Genomic DNA, 18679 nt, shown 5'->3' on the forward strand with positions numbered 1-18679 from the left:
TGCTTAAATCGCGTCGGTATCGGTTTCGCCGGTACGGATGCGGATTGCCTGCTCCAGATTCACCACGAAAATCTTGCCGTCACCAATCTTGCCGGTGTTGGCTGCCTTGGTGATGGCTTCGATTACCCGATCAAGGTCCTTGTCATCGATGGCGACATCGATCTTCACCTTGGGCAGGAAATCGACCACATATTCAGCACCGCGATACAGCTCGGTGTGGCCCTTCTGCCGACCGAAACCTTTGACTTCGGTGACGGTGATGCCCTGCACGCCGATTTCCGACAACGACTCGCGCACGTCGTCCAGCTTGAACGGCTTGATGATGGCTGTGACTAGCTTCATGAAACTCTCTCCCGATTTGGTGGACTTGCCCCAGGAAAACAAACCCGTCTCAAGTCTAAGCGCAGCGGTTGGCTTTGTAACGCGTCGTCGGCATCCGGCTCCGCGTGCGCACTGCCTGGTCACAAGGAACTGCTTCAGTGCATGGCTCGTACAGGTCTTTGCAGAAACCTTGCCAGTTCGGACAAAGCGCCGAAAAACAGAGCGTTATGTGATTTGGTCGGGATTGGCCAGTCGCCAGCATTGGAAACATGCACAGTTTCGGTGCGCCGAGGCGGGGCAAGCTGCGCGAAAAATGTGCAACTGATTGAAAACCGCACGCGCTCTTTGTGGGGGCGGCCTTGCGTCGCGATGGGGCTGCGAAGCGCCCCTACGATTTGTGCCTTGGTGCCGATATTGCCGGGGCCGCTGTGCAGCCCAATCGCCACGCAAGGCCATTCCCACAAAGGCCAATGTGCACTCAGGCGCCAGGTTTGTGCGTGCTACACTGGCGGCCATTTCTCCGTTTCAGTGGACAGCCCCATGCTCGCGCCCAAAGCCCTTCTCGATGCCCTGAGCGACCAGGCCTCGCGCCTGTTCAGCAGCGATGCCGCCCAGCCCCGTGCGGAACTGGAAAGCCAGTTCAAAGTGTTGATGCAAGGTGCCTTCAGCAAGCTGGACCTGGTCAGCCGCGATGAGTTCGACAGCCAGATGGTCGTGCTGGCGCGCACCCGCGCACGCCTCGAGGCCTTGGAAAAACAGGTAGCCGAGCTGGAAGCGCGGCTGAACCCAACTTCACAGGATGAGTGAATGCAGCCCTCCAGCGCATACCCGGTACTGTTGTTTTCCTACGGCACCTTGCAGGATAAAGCCGTGCAACTGGCCAACTTTGGCCGTGAGCTGAACGGCCAGGCCGACCGTATGCCGGGCTACCGCCTGGACTGGGTCGAGATCACTGACCCGGACGTACTGGCGACCAGCGGCAAGTCCCATCACCCCATCGTTTCCCCCAGCAGCCAGGCCAACGACAGCGTGGCCGGTATGGTCTTCCAGATCAGCGAAGACGAACTGGCAGCGGCGGACCGCTATGAAGTTGCCGACTACAAGCGTGTCGCCGTCACCCTCGCATCGGGCCTGACAGCCTGGGTTTATGTGCGCGCCTAAGCCCCTCCGATGCAGGTTGAACCCGTAACGACTCGGCGTGGGTAAAGGCCTGTTTCGGTGGTAGCTCGCTTGCATGCAAGGTGCCGCGGAACAACGCCGCCCCGCACTGAGTAAACAATGTCTTCACCCGGTTGTGCGAATTGAGGATCTGGGCCTGGATATCACCAATGGCCGTATCCCTTGGTTGCAAGCTGGCCGCTCGGTTGACCCATTCGATGGCGGCAAAGCGGCTTTGCTTGCGGGTGCCACGCCCCTGCATCCAGGCCAGCCCCAGTTCGGCGCTGGCACGCCCTGCAAGCCACGGGTCCGGGTGCTCGACCAGGCTCAGCAGGTAAGCAACCGCCTCGGTCCGCTCCTGCGCCTCACCAAACCGGCGCAACAAAATCCCCAGATGCAAACGCGCACGCGCGTTGATCTGCGGGTTGCCCAGCGCGTCGACAAGCAGGCGCCTGACCGCCAGCATGGCACTGCGCTCGTTCAAATCCTCATCGCCGTCCATGCGCAGGCAGGCCAGGTTGTATTTGGCCTGCCTGCTGCCCGCCTCCACCGCACGCTGCAGCCAGTACCCGGCGGCCTCGTCATCCAGGTAATGCGCCGGGGTGTTGGCCAGGCCGCCATGGTGCAGCTCGTACAAGGCCAGGGCAGCACCCGGCAGGTTCAGTTCGGCGAAGCGTTCGTACAGGTAGCAGGCCACTTCATGCCGGTTGGCTGCCCACAGCACCCGTGCCACTTCAAGCACTTCGAACCCCGGTGCCTGGCCCGCGCACTGGCGATTCACCGCCCGTTGCAACCATAGCCTTGCCTGCTCGGCCGAGCGTGGCAGCGCCCACAGCCCAAAACGGTGCCCGGCCGCGCGTAATGCACAGGCAGCAGCATGTGAACGGCCGTCACACAGGCGCTCAATAGCGCCGTGTAGCAGTTGCCTCTCATCTACCATGCCATCGCGCAGTATCAGCTCGACCAAACAGCGAAACGGCACGCCCATGGCGCGGATGGCGCCAAGATCGGCATTGCACGCCACGCTCGCGGCAAAGTCGCGCATAGCGCCAGCATGGTCGCCCAATGCCCTGCTGTGCAGCGCCCCCCGCCATGCCAGAACGACAGCACGTTCCCTGGGCCTCAACGGGCGTTGTGACCAGTCTTCGAACACGTGCTGCCAGTCGGCTACGGCCTGCACCTTGTCAGCCTGTGGCAGCTTCAGCCGGCCTTCGACAGCCATCCAGCGCAGCGCATTACGCAAACGCTCGTCCCAGGTTGCGCACAGCGGGCCATTGACCAACAGCTCGAACGCATCGAGGCTGCCGCCCCAGCGGGGCAGCAAGTACACAGCAAGGGCCTGGATCGCTTCGAAGCAACCGGGGCGGGCGATCAGCGCATGGCGCAGCCAGTAATAGCGAGGGTCCTCGTTTTCATGGTCGACCCGCTTGCCCAGGTAGTGCGGCAGCGCCTGTGGCAGCTCGGCCAAGGGCAACAACCCATGCCTCACCAGCAACGGCGCTGCAGTTTCCTGTACCTCTACATCGGCATGGGCACTGGGCCTGAAGCGTGCAGGCTCCCCCTGGAACAGTTGGAGCAACCAACCAGGCTCATGGAGCTGCGCACTGATGCGCAGCATGCCAATGGCCGCTGCCACGGGGTGCGCAGAGCGGTCCATTGCACGCAACAGGTGCGCGGTGGCGGATTCACAAATTTGCGCGACCGCCAGCAAGCGTGCAGCGTTGCGTGGGCCATCAACCTGCACCTGGCAGGCCCGGTGGAAGCAGTGCATACCCATTACCACTTGTGGGTGGTAAGCCCTGGGGCACGCGTCAATCCAGGCTCTGAGCACTTGGCTCAGGGCCCTGTCGCCCTGGTTTTCCTGGTCGAGCAGCATGTGCCCTTCAATGGCCGCCAGGTAGGCCGGGAACTCGCCGGGCGGGGCTTGGCGCCATTGAGCCTCAAGCTTGTCGAAAAAGCGGTTGAGTTCAACGAATGCACTGGCCTGCACCAGTTCGCGAATTGCCTGGTGCGTGCGGGTGAGCATTTGCACGGTGCAATACCTCAAGTCCATTTGAAAGAAGACGCAGTGCCATCCCATGGCAACTGCGGTTGCCCAACAACACTAAGTCATACCTGACGACTGCGCAAAGCCTATTGGATCCATTTTTGCCGAAGCGCATGAAAGCGCAGGGAAAACCCCTGCCCTGAAAAACCACGACGCACACTTGTTGCGCCTGCCGTGGCAGCACTGGCTATTCTTTGCCCAGCCGCAGGAAGCGGCATTTTCCAGCAACAACGGAGTGTTCATGTCTCTAGCTCTCGTCCACAGCCGCGCCCAGGTAGGCGTGCAGGCACCGGCGGTCAGCGTCGAAACCCACCTGGCCAACGGCCTGCCTCATCTCACCCTGGTCGGCCTGCCGGAAACCACGGTCAAGGAAAGCAAGGACCGGGTGCGCAGCGCCATCGTCAACTCCGGGCTGAAGTACCCGCAGCGGCGCATTACCCAGAACCTCGCCCCCGCCGACCTGCCCAAGGATGGCGGCCACAGGTGAGTAGGTGGTATGGACACTGCACACTGCTGTTGTCACCCTATGGACAAGAAGCGTGACCAGCATCCGGCTGGGCGAGGATAAGGGAGCGTCGAATGGCACGACAGGAATACATCGATTTTGTGCCAGCAAGCGCATCAATCGAGAACGGAAGTTTGGTTTGGAAAACGCTACAGCACCAAAGACCTATTGAGTCTCTACCGCAATTATTCTGGGCCGACGGCTCACCTTGGCGTGAAGCGAACCTGTGGCTAATGCTCCAAGGAACAAGTGCTCAAAAAGATATCCAGACGCTGAAATCAAAGAGTTCAGCGATCCATGGTTATATGAAATGGTTGGAAGTCACTGGTACCGACTGGCGAGACTTCCCTGCTCGAGAGAGTGAGAGGTGCTTGGTTAAATTCCGAGGCCACCTTGTCAGAGCCAGAAAATCCGGCGATCTGGCACCTTCCACAGCTTCGCAGCGCATGCGTGTGGTCATTCAATTCTATCGCTGGCTGCGCGTTAATGGAGCCTTATCTCCAGAATGGCCCATGTGGCGCGATAGCTATGTGAACATCAAATACAGTAATGCTTATGGGCTAGAGCGTACAGTCACAGTTAACACAACCAGTTTATCTATTCCGAATCGATCTCCAGTAGGAGAGAAACTGGAAGACGGCTTATATCCGGTATCAGAGGCAGACAGAGCCAAAATACTCGATGCTGCGAAAGAACATTGCACTCATGAGCTATGGCTAATGCTAATGTGCGGCTTTTTCACCGGCATGAGAGTTCAAACTATAACAGACCTAAAAATATCAACCTTAATAAACGCAGTTCCGGATCCCGCTTCTGATGAACTGTACCGATTAGCTGTGGGACCTGGTGCGAGCCCGCCCGTAGCTACAAAAGGTGGAGTTACAGGCCACGTTTTGATTCCAAAAGTCCTATTAGATGAATTACTAACCTATTGCTATGATCCGGAGAGGTTAAAACGCGAGGCCAAAGCAAGGACTGAAAATAAGGAGCATGTCTTCTTAACGAAGAACGGCAACCTTTACGCTGAAAGGAACAAAGATAGGTCACCAGCATTAAACACAGCGATGTCAGCCTTCCGAAGGATTGGCAAAAGCTCTGGCATAAGCGCATTGCATAAGTTTAAGTTCCACCAGACACGATGCACGTTTGCAACCGACTTAGCACGACTCGCCATCAAAGCAGGCGGCGCAATCCACGCCATTGCCATCGTAAAAGATGCACTGTTACACGCCGACGAGAAGACAACGCTAAAGTACATTAAATTTGTTGAAAAGTCGCCTATCAAGGCGTCCATAGCGAACGAATTTACCCGAGCTTTCTTTAACTCCACGATCAAAGCAATCGAATGAGCAGTCAGGATCTTACCTTTCGGGAAAATGTCGAGTACGGACGTCTCGAAACGCCATGGAGTCTAAACTCCTTGCTTTATGAAGGCGTGAGCGCCCTTCCCATGAATGAGTCGGCTCAATTCATACTAAACAACCAGCTTCCTCGACCGTCAAAAAAAAGAGTCGCTTTGGCTTCAATTTTCTATGAAACGCTTAAAGCTGATTTGGCCTCAGGCAAGAGCCAGAATACGGTGAAAAATCTAACTCAGAAACTCAGAGCATTCTATGCTTGGGGCGACAAACACAATCAAGAGATGACGGTCAACAACATCGAAAGGGCATTTATCAACTGGTGTGACTGGAACCTAGAGAAAACACGTACTTCAGTTGAAAAAAAGACGGACCCTTTCAATCGGGTAGTAGGAGTTGGCGGCATTATAGATCGAGCCCTAAACCGCCAACAGAAAATCATGACACTGACTCGTCTTCGTCATCAGAAAGCAAAAAGTAACTGGAACCGTAAAAGTGACAGAATAAACTTTAGTAAGCTTTTCGAGTTTGGAAATGCTTTGCTGGACATTTGCACTTCCTTAGGCGAAGACACAGTATATGGTGACCTGCCAGCGATTGTGAAGTTTAGATCGGGACAACGAATTGAACTCTGGAGCGGACTTTACAGCCCTGAAAAACTAAAGCATGAAAGCATGCGGGATAGGCAAGCAATTAAAATTCGCAACGCCTACATAGCAGAGAAGTCATGGAGGACCAGATTCCCTTTGATGAATTTGAGAATTGAAGCCGAGATACTCACATTCATCGCACAAACCCAGATGAATCTTGCTCAAGTTATGACTATGCCAGCTGGAAAGTTTACCTATCAGAGCTTTACCGGCGGATATCATGTAAGCAGAGTTTACAAAGAGCGGAAATCCGGCGAAACTGAATTTGATATATTCAGCGAATACAGAACCCACTTCGATAACTATTTGAAGTGGCGTGATGCATTATATCCTAATGACGACCTTCTCTTTCCGCTCCGGTCGCACTTTGGACGGCGGCAAACTGCTCAATACAACTTCCAATCTGTAAAAAAGATAATGTCAAAAATTGACATTGAAGTCATCCTACCTAGAGAACTGAGGCTCTGCAAGGTTAATTGGCTTTTAAGAAAAACAAATGACCCCCTCTTAACATCAGAGATGGCTCAACATACTGAGCTAACGCTTCTAACATCTTATGAGCGGCCAAATCATCAAACTGCACTTGCCGAAATAAGCAGGTTTCATCAGAAGACCGACCCCGCGTTTGCTGCCCCAGGGCCCGTGATCTGCGTAAAGGTTGCACCCGAAGCTACAGAGGCGTTGCCCAAGGAAGCCCCAAAGCCCGACTGCACCAACCCCGCGGGCTGCCTGTTCTGCATCCACCAAAGAGACATTGCTGAGTTTGATCATGTTTGGTCTCTAATGAGCTACCGATATCTGAAATCCTTGGAGCTGGCAGTTCACCGTCCGAACAAGCTAACTAAAAACGACCATCCAGCCTTCCTAGCAGTAAACGCAATTACTACAAAACTTGAGGCATTTAAGAGTGATGAGCAGTTCCTTCCGTGGATAGCTGAATCCGCGACTCGCGTTCAGGAAGGAGTTTACCACCCAAAGTGGGACGGTTTCATTAAGCTAGCAGAAATGAGAATATAGAGCATGCAATTCAATGCGCAACATTTCGCTCTTGGAATTGATGCAGATTTCGTAGGACCGAAATCGGAAAACTTTAGGCCTAAGACATGGCCCCCTGCGCCTGACTTTCCCGTGGTGATTGATCATACAGGCAAAATTATAAGCCAATATAGCGATCAAATTTGGGATTTATCACCTTGGGCCGGGCGACGGCTCATCATGAATTTCGGTATTATTTCCAGAATCAACACAAACACTTCAGCTGCATGTGCTGAAATGGCACGACTCATCTGCGCTTGGTGGCTCTGGGGACCAAGAGCCGTCAATACTCCTGGCACTCTGAGTCATAGATTTGTTCAGATGATGCCATTATTCAAACTATGCGCCACGAATGACGTTGAAGTCTCTGGGCTATACCGACACCCAACTGTTGTTGACGAACTGCCTATGGCATTCTCGCCATCGCATGCGGAAGGCGCGTTAGTATTGTTGCATACGCTCTATGAATATAGACATGCGTTCGGGCATACCATTTTGGATCAAGAGGGGCTGCGTCGGCTTTCGAATAGCATTAGTCGCCATGAGCGATCTCAGACTGCATATATTCCTCCCAGGATCTGGCTGTACCAGGTAAATAGGCTTAAAGAATTTTTGCACGACTACTTGGCATGTGCCGAGCAGATTGCAGACTGCTACAAGGAATGTATTTCCTTATACGAGAAAAAATTTGGCTCAATCGACGCACTCTATATCAAGGCGGGTAAGCGGGATACGGAGCAGTACGGATTCTCTAGAAACTTTGGTTCATTCTCAAGCTATGCAATCAAGCACGGCATTTTGGAAACTATTCTCAAGTGGACGCGTGGAGAAGGCTCTACAAATGACAAATTGACTATCGCATCGCTAAGCAATTACATGACCCTTGCGTCTCGTGTTGGGGTGGCGTATCTGTTAAACTTTTCTTTGATGCGGGTAGATGAAGCCTGGAAATTAAGAGTAGGATGCTTAGAAGTCGAGAATGACCCTCAGTTTGGCCCTATCTTCACACTTGGGGGCATTACAACCAAGACTATTAATGATACCGAGGCCCGCTGGGTGACTTCACCCTCGACACAATCTGCAGTTACTGTTCTTGCTCACGTTGCACGTCTGAAAATAAGCACGGCGAGTAAAAGATCATCCCTTTTAATCCCTCAAGATCAAGTCGAAAAGCCCTGGCACCACCTCAGGCAATATGAGCCTTGGATGCGCACAAACTCCAAGGGGGATGACTTCAACACAAGACCAACTTACCCTAGCTACATATCTATTCTAAAAACCAATCCTGCACTATTCGACATCAAGGAACTTACTATAACCGAGTCGGACTTGGAGTATGCGCGACTTCTCACACCTTCTTTGGATGATTCTTTCCGCGTCGGGAGAGTTTGGCCGCTGGCCTGGCATCAGCTACGCCGTACAGGAGCTGTAAACATGCAGGCTTCGGGGCTTGTTTCTGACCCATCAGTTCAGTACCAGCTCAAGCATGCGACACGTTCTATGAGTCTTTATTACGGCAGAGGGTATTCGAGGGTAAATCTAGATCCAATAGCTTACGCAACGTACATAAAAACTATGTACGAAGTATTGAGCAAAGAAATCACCCGGCTGATGACTCCGCGGTTCGTAAGCCCATACGGGGAGGCCAGAAAACAAAAAATGCTTAACATTGTATCAAGTAGCGATGCAAAAAAGCTCAACATCTCAGCAAGAAAAGGATTGGTAAGTTGGAGGGAAACCCTCGCTGGCGGTTGTGTAAAGCGAGGGCATTGCTCGTTAGGAGGTGTGGATACTCTTATTCATTGCGGCGGTGGACATGGCAAAGGAGCATGCACTGACGCACTATTCGACAGAGAAAGATTGCCAGAACTCATTGAGCTTCAGGCACTCATTGAGGATCGTATGGATGTTGCGCCACCCCAATCTCCATATCATGAGTCACTGAGTCTGCAGCATAAATCTGTCAGCAATATTTTGACTACTCTTGAAGAGGCCATACTGTGAGTAAAGCGGAACAGGGCTTTAGAGAAGCTTTTGAACGACTGAAAAGAGGACAACCACTTCGCGTACCGCAAGGATTACCTTTATCACAAAATCTCGTAGCGAAAGAGGCAGGTAACGATCCTTCCGCGCTCAAAAAAGCGCGATTTCCTAGCCTCGTTGCGGAGATTCAGCATTGGGTTAGTAACAATGCACCGCAAAAGGATGAGTCGAATCGGCAAGCAGCAAAGAAAAAGCGTCAGCAGAACAGGTCCTATCGGGAACGAATTGAGGAACTTAAAGTACAACGTGACAGCCTTGCTTCATTATTACTTGAAGCAGACGCCAAGATCCTCGAGTTGACGCAAGAGCTCGCGAATTTGCGAGCTTCACCGTTGCCCCAAAATGTCACAAGGCTTCGATAAGCCATAGACAAATTCGAAGTTTTTTTGGTTTTTTTTGCAGACGGCTATGGACACATTCAAAACGCCTGAAAGCCCCGGTTTAAGCGTCATGATGGATATGTCCATACCCTGAACACATGCCGGTGCACCGCCGATATGACCTGGCCATCGCCCTGGGCATCCTCGCCGCCGACGGCCAGGTGCCGATTGCCACCCTGGTCGATATGGAATGCCTGGGCGAACTGGCGCTGTCGGGGAAATTGCGCCCGGTGCAGGGCGTGCTGCCTGCGGCACTGGCGGCACGCGAAGCAGGCCGGGCGCTGGTGGTACCACGGGAAAATGCCGAGGAAGCCAGCCTGGCCGGCGGGTTGGTGGTGTATGCGGTGGGCCACCTGCTGGAGTTGGTCGCCCACCTGAACGGCCAGGTGCCGCTGCCGCCCTACGCAGCCAACGGCCTGATCCTGCAGCAACGCCCCTACCCGGACCTGAGCGAAGTGCAGGGCCAACTGGCAGCCAAGCGTGCCTTGCTGCTGGCTGCGGCCGGGGCGCACAACCTGTTGTTCACCGGGCCGCCCGGCACCGGCAAGACCTTGCTCGCCAGCCGCCTGCCCGGGCTGCTGCCACCGCTGGACGAGCACGAAGCGCTGGAAGTGGCGGCAATCCAGTCGGTCAGCGGGAAAGCGCCGCTGAACAGCTGGCCACAGCGCCCCTTTCGCCATCCCCATCACTCTGCGTCCGGCCCGGCGCTGGTCGGTGGCGGTAGCCGACCGCAACCAGGTGAAATCACGCTCGCCCATCACGGCGTGTTGTTTCTCGACGAACTTCCGGAGTTTGAGCGGCGCGTACTGGAAGTGCTTCGCGAGCCACTGGAGACTGGTAGGTGGTATTCTCACACTTTTCCAAACGTCACAGGAAGCCCGGAATGCCTACTGCCTACGCTTATATCCGCTACTCATCCAAGGCCCAAGGCGAAGCCGGTAGGGACTCCGTAGACCGTCAAATGGCTTCAATCCAAGCCATTACAAAGCAACAAGGTATTGAGTTGCCGCCTGAGAATATCTACTCGGATACGGGCATATCTGCACACGATGGAAGCAACAAACGAAAAGGAAAACTAAAAGAACTCATTGATATGATTAGCGATATGCATATCAAAGAGGGCGATTATATATTCGTTGAAAGTATCGACCGGCTTAGTCGCCAAAGACTTCTACAAGCAAAAGAATTAGTCAATGGCATCCTTGAAAAAGGCGTCATTTTAATAACCACCATTGATGGTCAACGATATGAAAAACCAAACGAAACAAACCGCATTGATGACTTACAACAAGATATTCTTTTAAGTGTTATCGCAAAGCGAGCATACGAAGAAAGTAAGACGAAATCAGTTCGTAGAAAATCCGCATGGAATAGAGCCAAAAAGTTAGCCGAAGAAGAAAAGGTAATTTTTAACGCTCATAATCCACCTTATGGCATTCGATATAACACAGAACTTAACTGCTTTGAAATCAATGAAGAAGAAGCTCAGGAAATAAGAGATTTCTTTGAGAGCCTGAAATATGTCGGCGTGTCATTGTCAATTAAAAAGCTCAACGCTTACTCAAAACGAAAATGGTCAAGTAGAAATATAAAGCATCTAATAGATACGAAATATGTTCTCGGTGCCTACATGGCTCAACGAAGAGACGAAAATAAAAAGAAAGTATTTGAGCGATATATTGAAAACTATTATCCGCAAATTGTTTCATATGAGCTGTTTAATGAAGCAATAGCAGCAATGAAAAATAGAGCACAAAGAAAAAAATACGGCAACCAAAGTGTTGGCAGCTTGAACATTTTCCGCCACAGCATCAAATGTGATTGTTGTGAGGCATCTATGCTGTTTGAAAAACAAACAAACCCCAAAGGCGTCGTTTATCCGTATTTTCAATGCTATACACGCAAAGAATTAAAAAATGGATGTGACCAACCTCGCTTTCGTTTTGACTTGGCTTTTGGGTTATTTCTTGAACTTATATATCAATCCACAACAGATGAAGACTTCGACGTTCACCCATGGCAGAACGAAGACCCGAACCCTGAACGTCAACATGAATGGATAACTCGTGAAAGCGGGATGATTTATCGTCTCACAACACAAGAAGATATTGATGAAGAGGAACGGGTAGAGAATTTCAGAGAATTATTAATCAAGCTCCTGTCAAACAGAGAGAGCCAAACCAAAGACAACAAGAAAATTGTGGAACTGAACAAACTTTTGCTTGAACAAAAAAGTTATAGAGACAACCTAATGAAATCTTTTGCCGGTTTCACCAGCGGAGTCATCCCAAAAGAATTCTTAGAGGTAGTCAGCAAAACAGAAGCAAACATCAACGATATTGAACAAAACCTTGCAGAACTACAAACACAAATAAACATCAAGAAAACCACTATAAACATTTACTCGGAAAACGACATAATTGGTTTGTATAAAACAGAAGATGGCCGCTTAAAGATAAATCAATTCTTTGTTGCTAACGACATCACTTTCAAATTCAACTTCGACAAAGCCACAAGAACTTTGTTTGCTAAGATTTTCCAGAACGGTTTTGAAATTGACCGCATAGCTAAGCAGTTCAGCCTACATAATCCGCTTAAAGAGTTTGGCATCAACAATCTTAACGAATACTTTAATTGACGCCATCATAATAAAATTAGGCTGCCTAAGTAGGTGGCCTTTTTTATGTCTGCTATACGTTACTATACGCTGCTACACACAGCTAGCACGCCACCTACTCATTCTTGAACACTATACAAACTTGAAAACATTTTAATATATGGTAACTTCATATTAGTAGTTTGAATTCTTTATATGCGAGCAATGTAAATGTATAGCAAATTCACTTCGTTCTTTGCTTACATTTACGCTCGATTTTTCGCACTACGTTTGAAAAATTAAAATCAACAACCATGAGGAATGTATGAGTGATAATAAAAAACCAAGACAGATGAATGTAAGAATATCCGAAAGTGATTACGAAAAGATTGAGCACGAAAGAAAAATGATGCACAAAAGCCAGTCCGGCTTTATCTCCCACATTATCAATAATGGCATCAATTCAATTATTGAAATCACCAATCCTGAGCTTAGACAAGATATTGATAAGATTGAAAGGTTTCTGGGCGGATATGGAAACAACCTAAATCAAATAGCTAAAAGTCTAAATGCTAATGAGGCACCTCCTTTTGATATTCTAAAAAGGCTAACTGAACTCGACCAGAACATAACCATACTTACTAAAAAGTTGGACAAATTAAAAAAGGAGACATTAACCAACGTAGGTAAGTCATGATACGCAAAAAACTCAGCACTCAAAAATCAAAATCAGCCATTTATAAAACGGCCAAGTATTTCAACAAAGAAGATGGGTGCGTATTATTCGAGTCCAACATGCACACGCCTTTGAATGCTTCAAAGAAAGATATTGCGAAAGCAATATCACAATCAATTGAAAGCGATATTACTGACAGCAAGAAAGGTAGAAAGCAATCAGTTAGAACCCAGCACGATGTTGTTAGCTTTCATACGAATGACAATGTTACACCAGAGCAAGCCCGAGATATTGCAAAAGAACTTTATGAAGCCACGCACAAACTTTCAAACAGAAAGTATTCGTTAGGCGTTCACATTGATACAGATGAGGTTCATGTTCATATTGTATGGGCAATAAAAGACTTTGATGGTAAATGCTACAACGTCAGCAACGACTATCGCAATATAGAAAGAAAGTGCGAATATCTAGAAAAGAAACACAACTTGATTGCTCCCAAGAATAGAATATCAAGAGACATTGACACCTTGAACAATAATTCAAAATACAAAGACAAAACAGCGGAGCAAAAGAAAGACTTAATAAACAAAAAATACGCCGACAAAAAACCATCATCAAATGAACGCATGCTTGAAATACGCGGGATTATTTCTAATAAAGAAGAAATGAAGACTGACTTAAAAATTTTACTGCAACAGTCTAGCTCTCCGAGTGACTTCATAAACAAAATCGCAGATAACGGATACAACGTTATCTATAATGGGAAAACTTCCTTTTCCATTCAACATAAAGACCAGATATTCAAAGCATCCGAGCTTGGCCTATCTTACAAAACACTTAAAGCGAAACTAGGTGATGACAGTGGCTTTGAGCAGACTTTGAAAAATAAGCACAACGTTAAGAAATACGAAGATTGTTTTATTGCTTCCAATGAAGCAGAACCCGACTACATGAAAAAGATTAAACCGAACTCAGTGCTTGCCACCAAGTTCAAGTTTATTCAACATAGTGATAAAGTTGAATATTTCTATAATTCAGCCAGCAGCAAGAAATCATTCGAGTATTACAAAGACCCGTCAAAAGTTTCATTCCATGATTTATCAAGACAGTCAGCAAAGGCTGGCATTCAAAGGCTAGTTGCCGACGCCAAACCACCACAATCATTCACAGTGAATGGCCCTGATTTCTTTAAGAAAAATATATGGCTTGAATTTCAGTTAATGGGATTGGAAGCCAAAGGGTTCAAGCTTGAAGGTTACAAACCTACACCAGCAGATTTAGAAGAATTGAACAAAATCCAAGAGCACTACGCTTCTATGAACAAGAAGCCAGAACCAGAACCAGAACCAGAACCAGCACCAGCACCAGCACCAGCACCAGAAGCCCCAAGGATGGCCGTAGAGCCACCTAAGCCAGTTGAGCCTGTCATTGCTCCACCTGTTCAAACCACACCAGCGAAGCCAGCAGAACCAACAAAGCAGGTTGAACAAGAAAAGGTTACGCCAGCCAATGAAGGCTTGATTGATGACTTGCACGATATGTTCGGGCCAGCCATAGCTACCCCTGTCGCACACACGCCTACGGAAGCCATAGAACCATTTAAACCAGTAGGTTCTGCCATAGATGAGCTTTACATGCCGATGGCACCGGAGTCGCTTCCAGAACCTGAAAGCGATAAGGTTGAAGGTGACTATTCAACATATTCTAATGATGAACTCGTGGAAGTATTTGAAGGTATACAGAAAAAGCTTGAAAAAACACTATTTACTGGAAACAGTAAAAGCGACATTGCGGGCCATAGATACATGGACAAACAAAATTTTATCTATGAGAGAAAAGGTGAAATTAAACGCCAATATAATTTAAGACAGGATTTTTATAAGATATTTGATGAAATTAGTGAAAGAGACCCAGCGGCAGCAAAACAGCTTGAACAAGCTTTTAAAGCACAGATGGCAAACAAAAGAGCGGTAACGTTCGACTTAAAACCACAGTTGAAAAAATAGCCCCAACAGGGCTTTTTATTTGTTAATTCTTTCAAATTTCCTTATTGGCACCTTGATTGATACCTCATCTTTAAATCCATCACTATCGTAGGATTTCAAGTATTGCTCAATGCAGTCATTGATGTATCGGGACATAGGGAAATCATTCATTTTGGCTATCTCTTGAAAGCGTTGCATTGTTTCCTTCTCTGATTTAAGCAGGTATCTGTTTGTCTTGTTGCTCTTCATATTGTTCTCGGCTGTTTATATATCAATTAGAACATATATTTTAACCAAGTCAATAATGTATATACTTGCAATAAGCAAAACCAGCATTCGCTGGCTTTATTGTTGTTCTCTTAAACACTCATCTTGATATTGATAGGGCACATTGCTTTGATTCACCAGCACTTTAAACTCGCAATCCGCCGTATCAAATAGCAAATGATACTCGCTACTACTATGCAAGCTGCTAATGTTTTTATACATCTCAGTAAGCCCCAATTGCTTAATAACCCTTAAAACTTTCTTTTTCCCACTCGCCATCCTAATTAGTTCCATAACTCATCCCCCAGTCTGTTAGTTACAACATAACATGCTGTAATCATAAATCAATACATTAGTATATATTTATTTATGTGATTTCAATATCTAACCACTCAGCGGGCACAACCTTGCAGTTTGCTTTTATGCTTAAAACTTCATCACTTGTTAAATCTAAAATATATTTATCTACTAGACTTTTTCCAAACACATCACCCAGCAAATCGTTTTTCATGATTTGTATTTCACTAAATACTCTCTTTATTTTGAGCTTTCCATTAACAAACATAGAGAACCCTATGAAATCATTTATTTCAACAAACGCGAAAGCCTTGTCTATTGTTTCATTTTTACCTTTTAAAAATGGTTTCCTTTTCAACTCTCTCCACAGCGATAATGTATTTTTAACGCCGAACATCGCATATCTACGGACAGACCACAACGCTTGAACCGCTCTAACTTTTTTGTGGTTTGATATTTCCAGTTTATCAATATTTAACACGCCACCTTTCAATTCGAAATCCATATTGAATGACTTGGTTAGATATTTCATCACATATGACGTTGCTTTACTTTTCTTAGTGTCTATCTCTTCAATTCTAACGGCATTCTCCGAGTGCCTAAAATGCTTGTTAATCAATACAATCAATCCATCAAAATGTTTCTTGTTAACATACATTAAAGCGTGTTTATGAAAGCACTGGTCTTTGTGTGGCTCGACCGCCCAGAAACCATTCATTTCAATCTTATGCCTATGGATGTCTTTTCTAAAAGCGTTCCATAAGCCTTTCAAGTAATCATTACTTTCTTTTGGAGTTGAACCATCCCAAGAACTCACGCCATTTGAAGGCTTTGGGTGAAATCTAGCGGGTGCAGTGAACGTGATGAAAAGAGGCTTGTAATCAAGTTGCTTGGCGTATAAGTCCAAAGAAGTAACTTGAATAAATATCTCAGCGAATCTTTGTTTTTCAGTGCTCGCTATCTTTGATAGAGGAACTTTCTTTTTATTCTCATAAACCACAGAATTTTTCATGATGTAATCAAGTTGCTTGGCTTCGTCCGCTTCTCTATCTCGAACAACTTCATCGCTACATATTTCAAAGTCACGACCAGCACCAATCACCCCCAACTTCAACTTGTAGAGTTCATTTCTTTGTTTTTGTATTCTTCTAATCTGCGTTTTTAGTTTCTTTTCATCAGCTATGTTTATCAATTTATCTTTGAGCGTTGAGCCTTTAATATCTTTTATTTTAATGCCATATCCAATGTTCCATTCAGGGTTTACATATGCGAATACATCACCAGCAACGCCATCATTATTATTAAGGTTTCGTTGTTTAACTATAAGAATGTCTTGTATATTGCCGAACACAAATGAGATATTTTTGACAATTTCATTTAATTCGCTGTTTTTGCAAATGGAATACTTTTCTTGTATTTTCCAGCAAGTGTATTCAGGGCATTGTGAAACCCAATTGAATTTCTCTTTAATATGGCGAATTTCTTTCGCAATACTTCCGGCTTTCCTTTTTGATGAGTTGTTATTCTTGTTATTAAAGTTTTCTTTTAAAGCCATATTCCTTTCAATTGCATTCTCAAAGAAATACTGACGCTCACATTCTTTGAAGAAGAATTCGATGTTTGCTTTGTCAGTGGATATCCTTTGAGGTATAAAAATCATATATGTATTTTAAGTTAATACATACAGATATATCATGCGATTTTTATAAGTCAAATATAGATATACGTTTTATTGACTTCACCCTCAATAGAAAGCCAATTCAAAAACGCTCAAAAAACCTTATAAATTTAACTTGCGACACTTATTTAAGAGTTATCCAAGAAGGTCAAAATCAAAAGCATCTGGGTATTGCGAACCAAGTTCGCATATCAAAATCAAAAAGCATCTTGGGCAGGAGAATTTCCAAAAATCAAAACTTATGGAATAGCCATTTTTAGGTGATTTACTATCTTATGCGTATGTTAATACGGAAAATTAAAAGACGCCGTTTTTTACCTATTTCTGTTAACGCACTAAAAAAGTGCATTGAGTTTTTTATAGGTTTTTAGGTCATTTTTTTGGGTTTTCATTTTCTTGGACAGTCGTTTTTTGGCTTAAATTCAATGAAAAACGTTGTCAATAGCAAAGCAAAAATAAATTTAAGGTCGAACCTTATTAGTCAAATAGGGTTAGACCTTAATCAACGCAATCATCTGCTCATTTTTCAAACTTGAACAAGTTCAAGCTCTCAAAATGACCTTGCTTACCTATACTTATTATTTACACCGCTTTCAGCGATTAACATTCCAACGATACGAGCCACCCAAGTAATTACCAGAAGACCAATGACTATAAAGAACAAAGTCCACATCCCTTTGAAAGCACTGGCTAACAATGCAAATGGCACTACTGCTCCCCCAAGTAATACCATGCCAAGAATTGCCCAAAAACCACCCCACAGGAACCACGTAGTCAAAAGGCTGATGAGAAAACTCAGGAGACCGAAAACATATGAGAATATGTATATAGTTGTGCCAGTAAAAACCCTAAGCCTTTTGAATATTGAAAGCGGCAACAGCACAAACAAAATCAACCCTATGCATATCCATCCTATTGATATTAACGGCGGAATTATTTGTTCGTAAGCTCTGGTAATACCTGCAAAAAATAAGAACGGTAATGCCAGCAGTCCTAGAAAAATGGCAACCCCGAACGCAATGCTCCCAGCCTTTGATAGAAATCCCATACAACCTCCTGTTGGCAAAACGCCATTCTCAATCCAATCGGGAGCAAAAATCCATTGCTAATAATTGTGTGGGATACCCCCCTACCATTCGAGTCAGGTGAAATCGTGATTGCCCGTGCCCGCGACAAAGTGCGTTTCCCCGCGCGCTTCCAGCTGGTGGCGGCGATGAACCCCTGCCCTTGCGGCTACCTGGGCGACCCCACTGGCCGCTGCCGCTGCAGCACCGAGCAGATCGCGCGCTATCGCAACAAGCTGTCCGGGCCACTGCTGGACCGCATCGACCTGCACCTGACCGTGGCTCGCGAGAGCACTACATTGAACAACCAGCCTTGCGGTGAAACCAGTGCCGATGTCGCCGTCAGGGTGGCTGAAGCGCGGGAGCTGCAGCACAGGCGACAAGGGTGTGCGAATGCATTTCTCGACCTTGAAGGTTTAAGGCATCACTGTGGGTTGGTAGCGGCGGACCAAGTCTGGCTGGAAGGGGCCTGCGAGCGGCTGACCTTGTCGCTACGCGCGGCGCACCGGTTGTTGAAGGTGGCGCGGACGTTGGCGGACCTGGAGGGATGCGAGAAGATTGGCCGGACGCACCTGGCCGAGGCCCTGCAGTACCGGCCGGGGAGCAGTTAGATTGCCAG

At 47.3% G+C, this 18679-nt stretch carries 13 protein-coding genes and 3 pseudogenes; 12 read left to right on the plus strand and 4 right to left on the minus strand.

Annotated features, from left to right (window positions below):
• Positions 1-3: 3 nt before the first annotated feature.
• Positions 4-342, minus strand: coding sequence for a P-II family nitrogen regulator (glnK, locus tag KW568_RS27945; protein WP_002555808.1), 339 nt, complete (start codon positions 340-342; stop codon positions 4-6).
• A 519-nt stretch (positions 343-861) separates the two neighbouring features.
• Here glnK and KW568_RS27950 point away from each other — a divergent pair.
• Entirely contained in the window at positions 862-1128 is a 267-nt protein-coding gene (locus tag KW568_RS27950) for an accessory factor UbiK family protein (protein WP_003253640.1), read from the plus strand.
• Positions 1129-1482 carry a gamma-glutamylcyclotransferase family protein gene (locus KW568_RS27955; RefSeq protein ID WP_004575824.1) on the plus strand — a complete coding sequence of 118 codons (354 nt, stop codon included), beginning with the start codon at positions 1129-1131 and terminating at the stop codon, positions 1480-1482.
• On the opposite strand, the gene KW568_RS27960 is transcribed toward KW568_RS27955, so the two are convergent.
• Positions 1436-3505: a DUF4034 domain-containing protein gene (locus KW568_RS27960; protein ID WP_004575823.1), complete on the minus strand. Its 2070-nt coding sequence runs from the start codon at positions 3503-3505 to the stop codon at positions 1436-1438. The two genes, KW568_RS27955 and KW568_RS27960, sit on opposite strands and share 47 nt — an antisense overlap.
• A 262-nt stretch (positions 3506-3767) precedes the next feature.
• Here KW568_RS27960 and KW568_RS27965 point away from each other — a divergent pair.
• The 9 genes and pseudogenes from KW568_RS27965 to KW568_RS28005 form a co-directional block, all read left to right on the plus strand.
• A pseudogene (locus KW568_RS27965) lies at positions 3768-4004 on the plus strand (magnesium chelatase domain-containing protein); the annotation flags it as partial.
• Between the two features lie 101 nt (positions 4005-4105).
• A complete protein-coding gene (locus KW568_RS27970) occupies positions 4106-5380 on the plus strand; it encodes a site-specific integrase (RefSeq protein WP_259537294.1) in 1275 nt (424 codons plus the stop codon).
• 71 nt (positions 5381-5451) lie between these two features.
• The gene (locus KW568_RS27975) at positions 5452-7056 is read left to right on the plus strand and encodes a site-specific integrase (protein ID WP_259537296.1); all 1605 of its coding nucleotides are present in this window, start codon (positions 5452-5454) and stop codon (positions 7054-7056) included.
• 3 nt (positions 7057-7059) lie between these two features.
• Complete coding sequence (locus tag KW568_RS27980; protein WP_259537297.1) at positions 7060-9078, plus strand: hypothetical protein; 2019 nt, start codon at positions 7060-7062, stop codon at positions 9076-9078.
• Positions 9075-9479 carry a hypothetical protein gene (locus KW568_RS27985; RefSeq protein WP_259537298.1) on the plus strand — a complete coding sequence of 135 codons (405 nt, stop codon included), beginning with the start codon at positions 9075-9077 and terminating at the stop codon, positions 9477-9479. Before KW568_RS27980 ends, KW568_RS27985 begins: the two co-directional genes overlap by 4 nt.
• A 131-nt stretch (positions 9480-9610) precedes the next feature.
• A pseudogene (locus KW568_RS27990) lies at positions 9611-10336 on the plus strand (ATP-binding protein); the annotation flags it as partial.
• A gap of 44 nt (positions 10337-10380) precedes the next feature.
• Positions 10381-12135 (plus strand): recombinase family protein, encoded by a 1755-nt coding sequence (locus KW568_RS27995; protein WP_259537299.1) that lies wholly within the window; start codon positions 10381-10383, stop codon positions 12133-12135.
• A gap of 283 nt (positions 12136-12418) precedes the next feature.
• Positions 12419-12790, plus strand: a complete 372-nt coding sequence (locus KW568_RS28000; RefSeq protein ID WP_078480650.1) for a plasmid mobilization protein — start codon at positions 12419-12421, stop codon at positions 12788-12790.
• Positions 12787-14775 carry a relaxase/mobilization nuclease domain-containing protein gene (locus KW568_RS28005; protein ID WP_259537300.1) on the plus strand — a complete coding sequence of 663 codons (1989 nt, stop codon included), beginning with the start codon at positions 12787-12789 and terminating at the stop codon, positions 14773-14775. The genes KW568_RS28000 and KW568_RS28005 overlap by 4 nt, the downstream gene beginning before the upstream one ends.
• Before the next feature lie 613 nt (positions 14776-15388).
• Here the strand turns inward: KW568_RS28005 and KW568_RS28010 are convergent.
• Positions 15389-16978, minus strand: coding sequence for a replication endonuclease (locus KW568_RS28010; protein ID WP_078480647.1), 1590 nt, complete (start codon positions 16976-16978; stop codon positions 15389-15391).
• A 583-nt stretch (positions 16979-17561) separates the two neighbouring features.
• Positions 17562-18044, minus strand: coding sequence for a hypothetical protein (locus KW568_RS28015; protein ID WP_259537301.1), 483 nt, complete (start codon positions 18042-18044; stop codon positions 17562-17564).
• A gap of 84 nt (positions 18045-18128) precedes the next feature.
• Here KW568_RS28015 and KW568_RS28020 point away from each other — a divergent pair.
• Positions 18129-18671: pseudogene (locus KW568_RS28020) on the plus strand (ATP-binding protein); the annotation flags it as partial.
• Positions 18672-18679 lie beyond the last annotated feature (8 nt).

This window comes from Pseudomonas sp. HD6515, from assembly GCF_024971855.1.
Lineage (GTDB): Bacteria > Pseudomonadota > Gammaproteobacteria > Pseudomonadales > Pseudomonadaceae > Aquipseudomonas > Aquipseudomonas alloputida.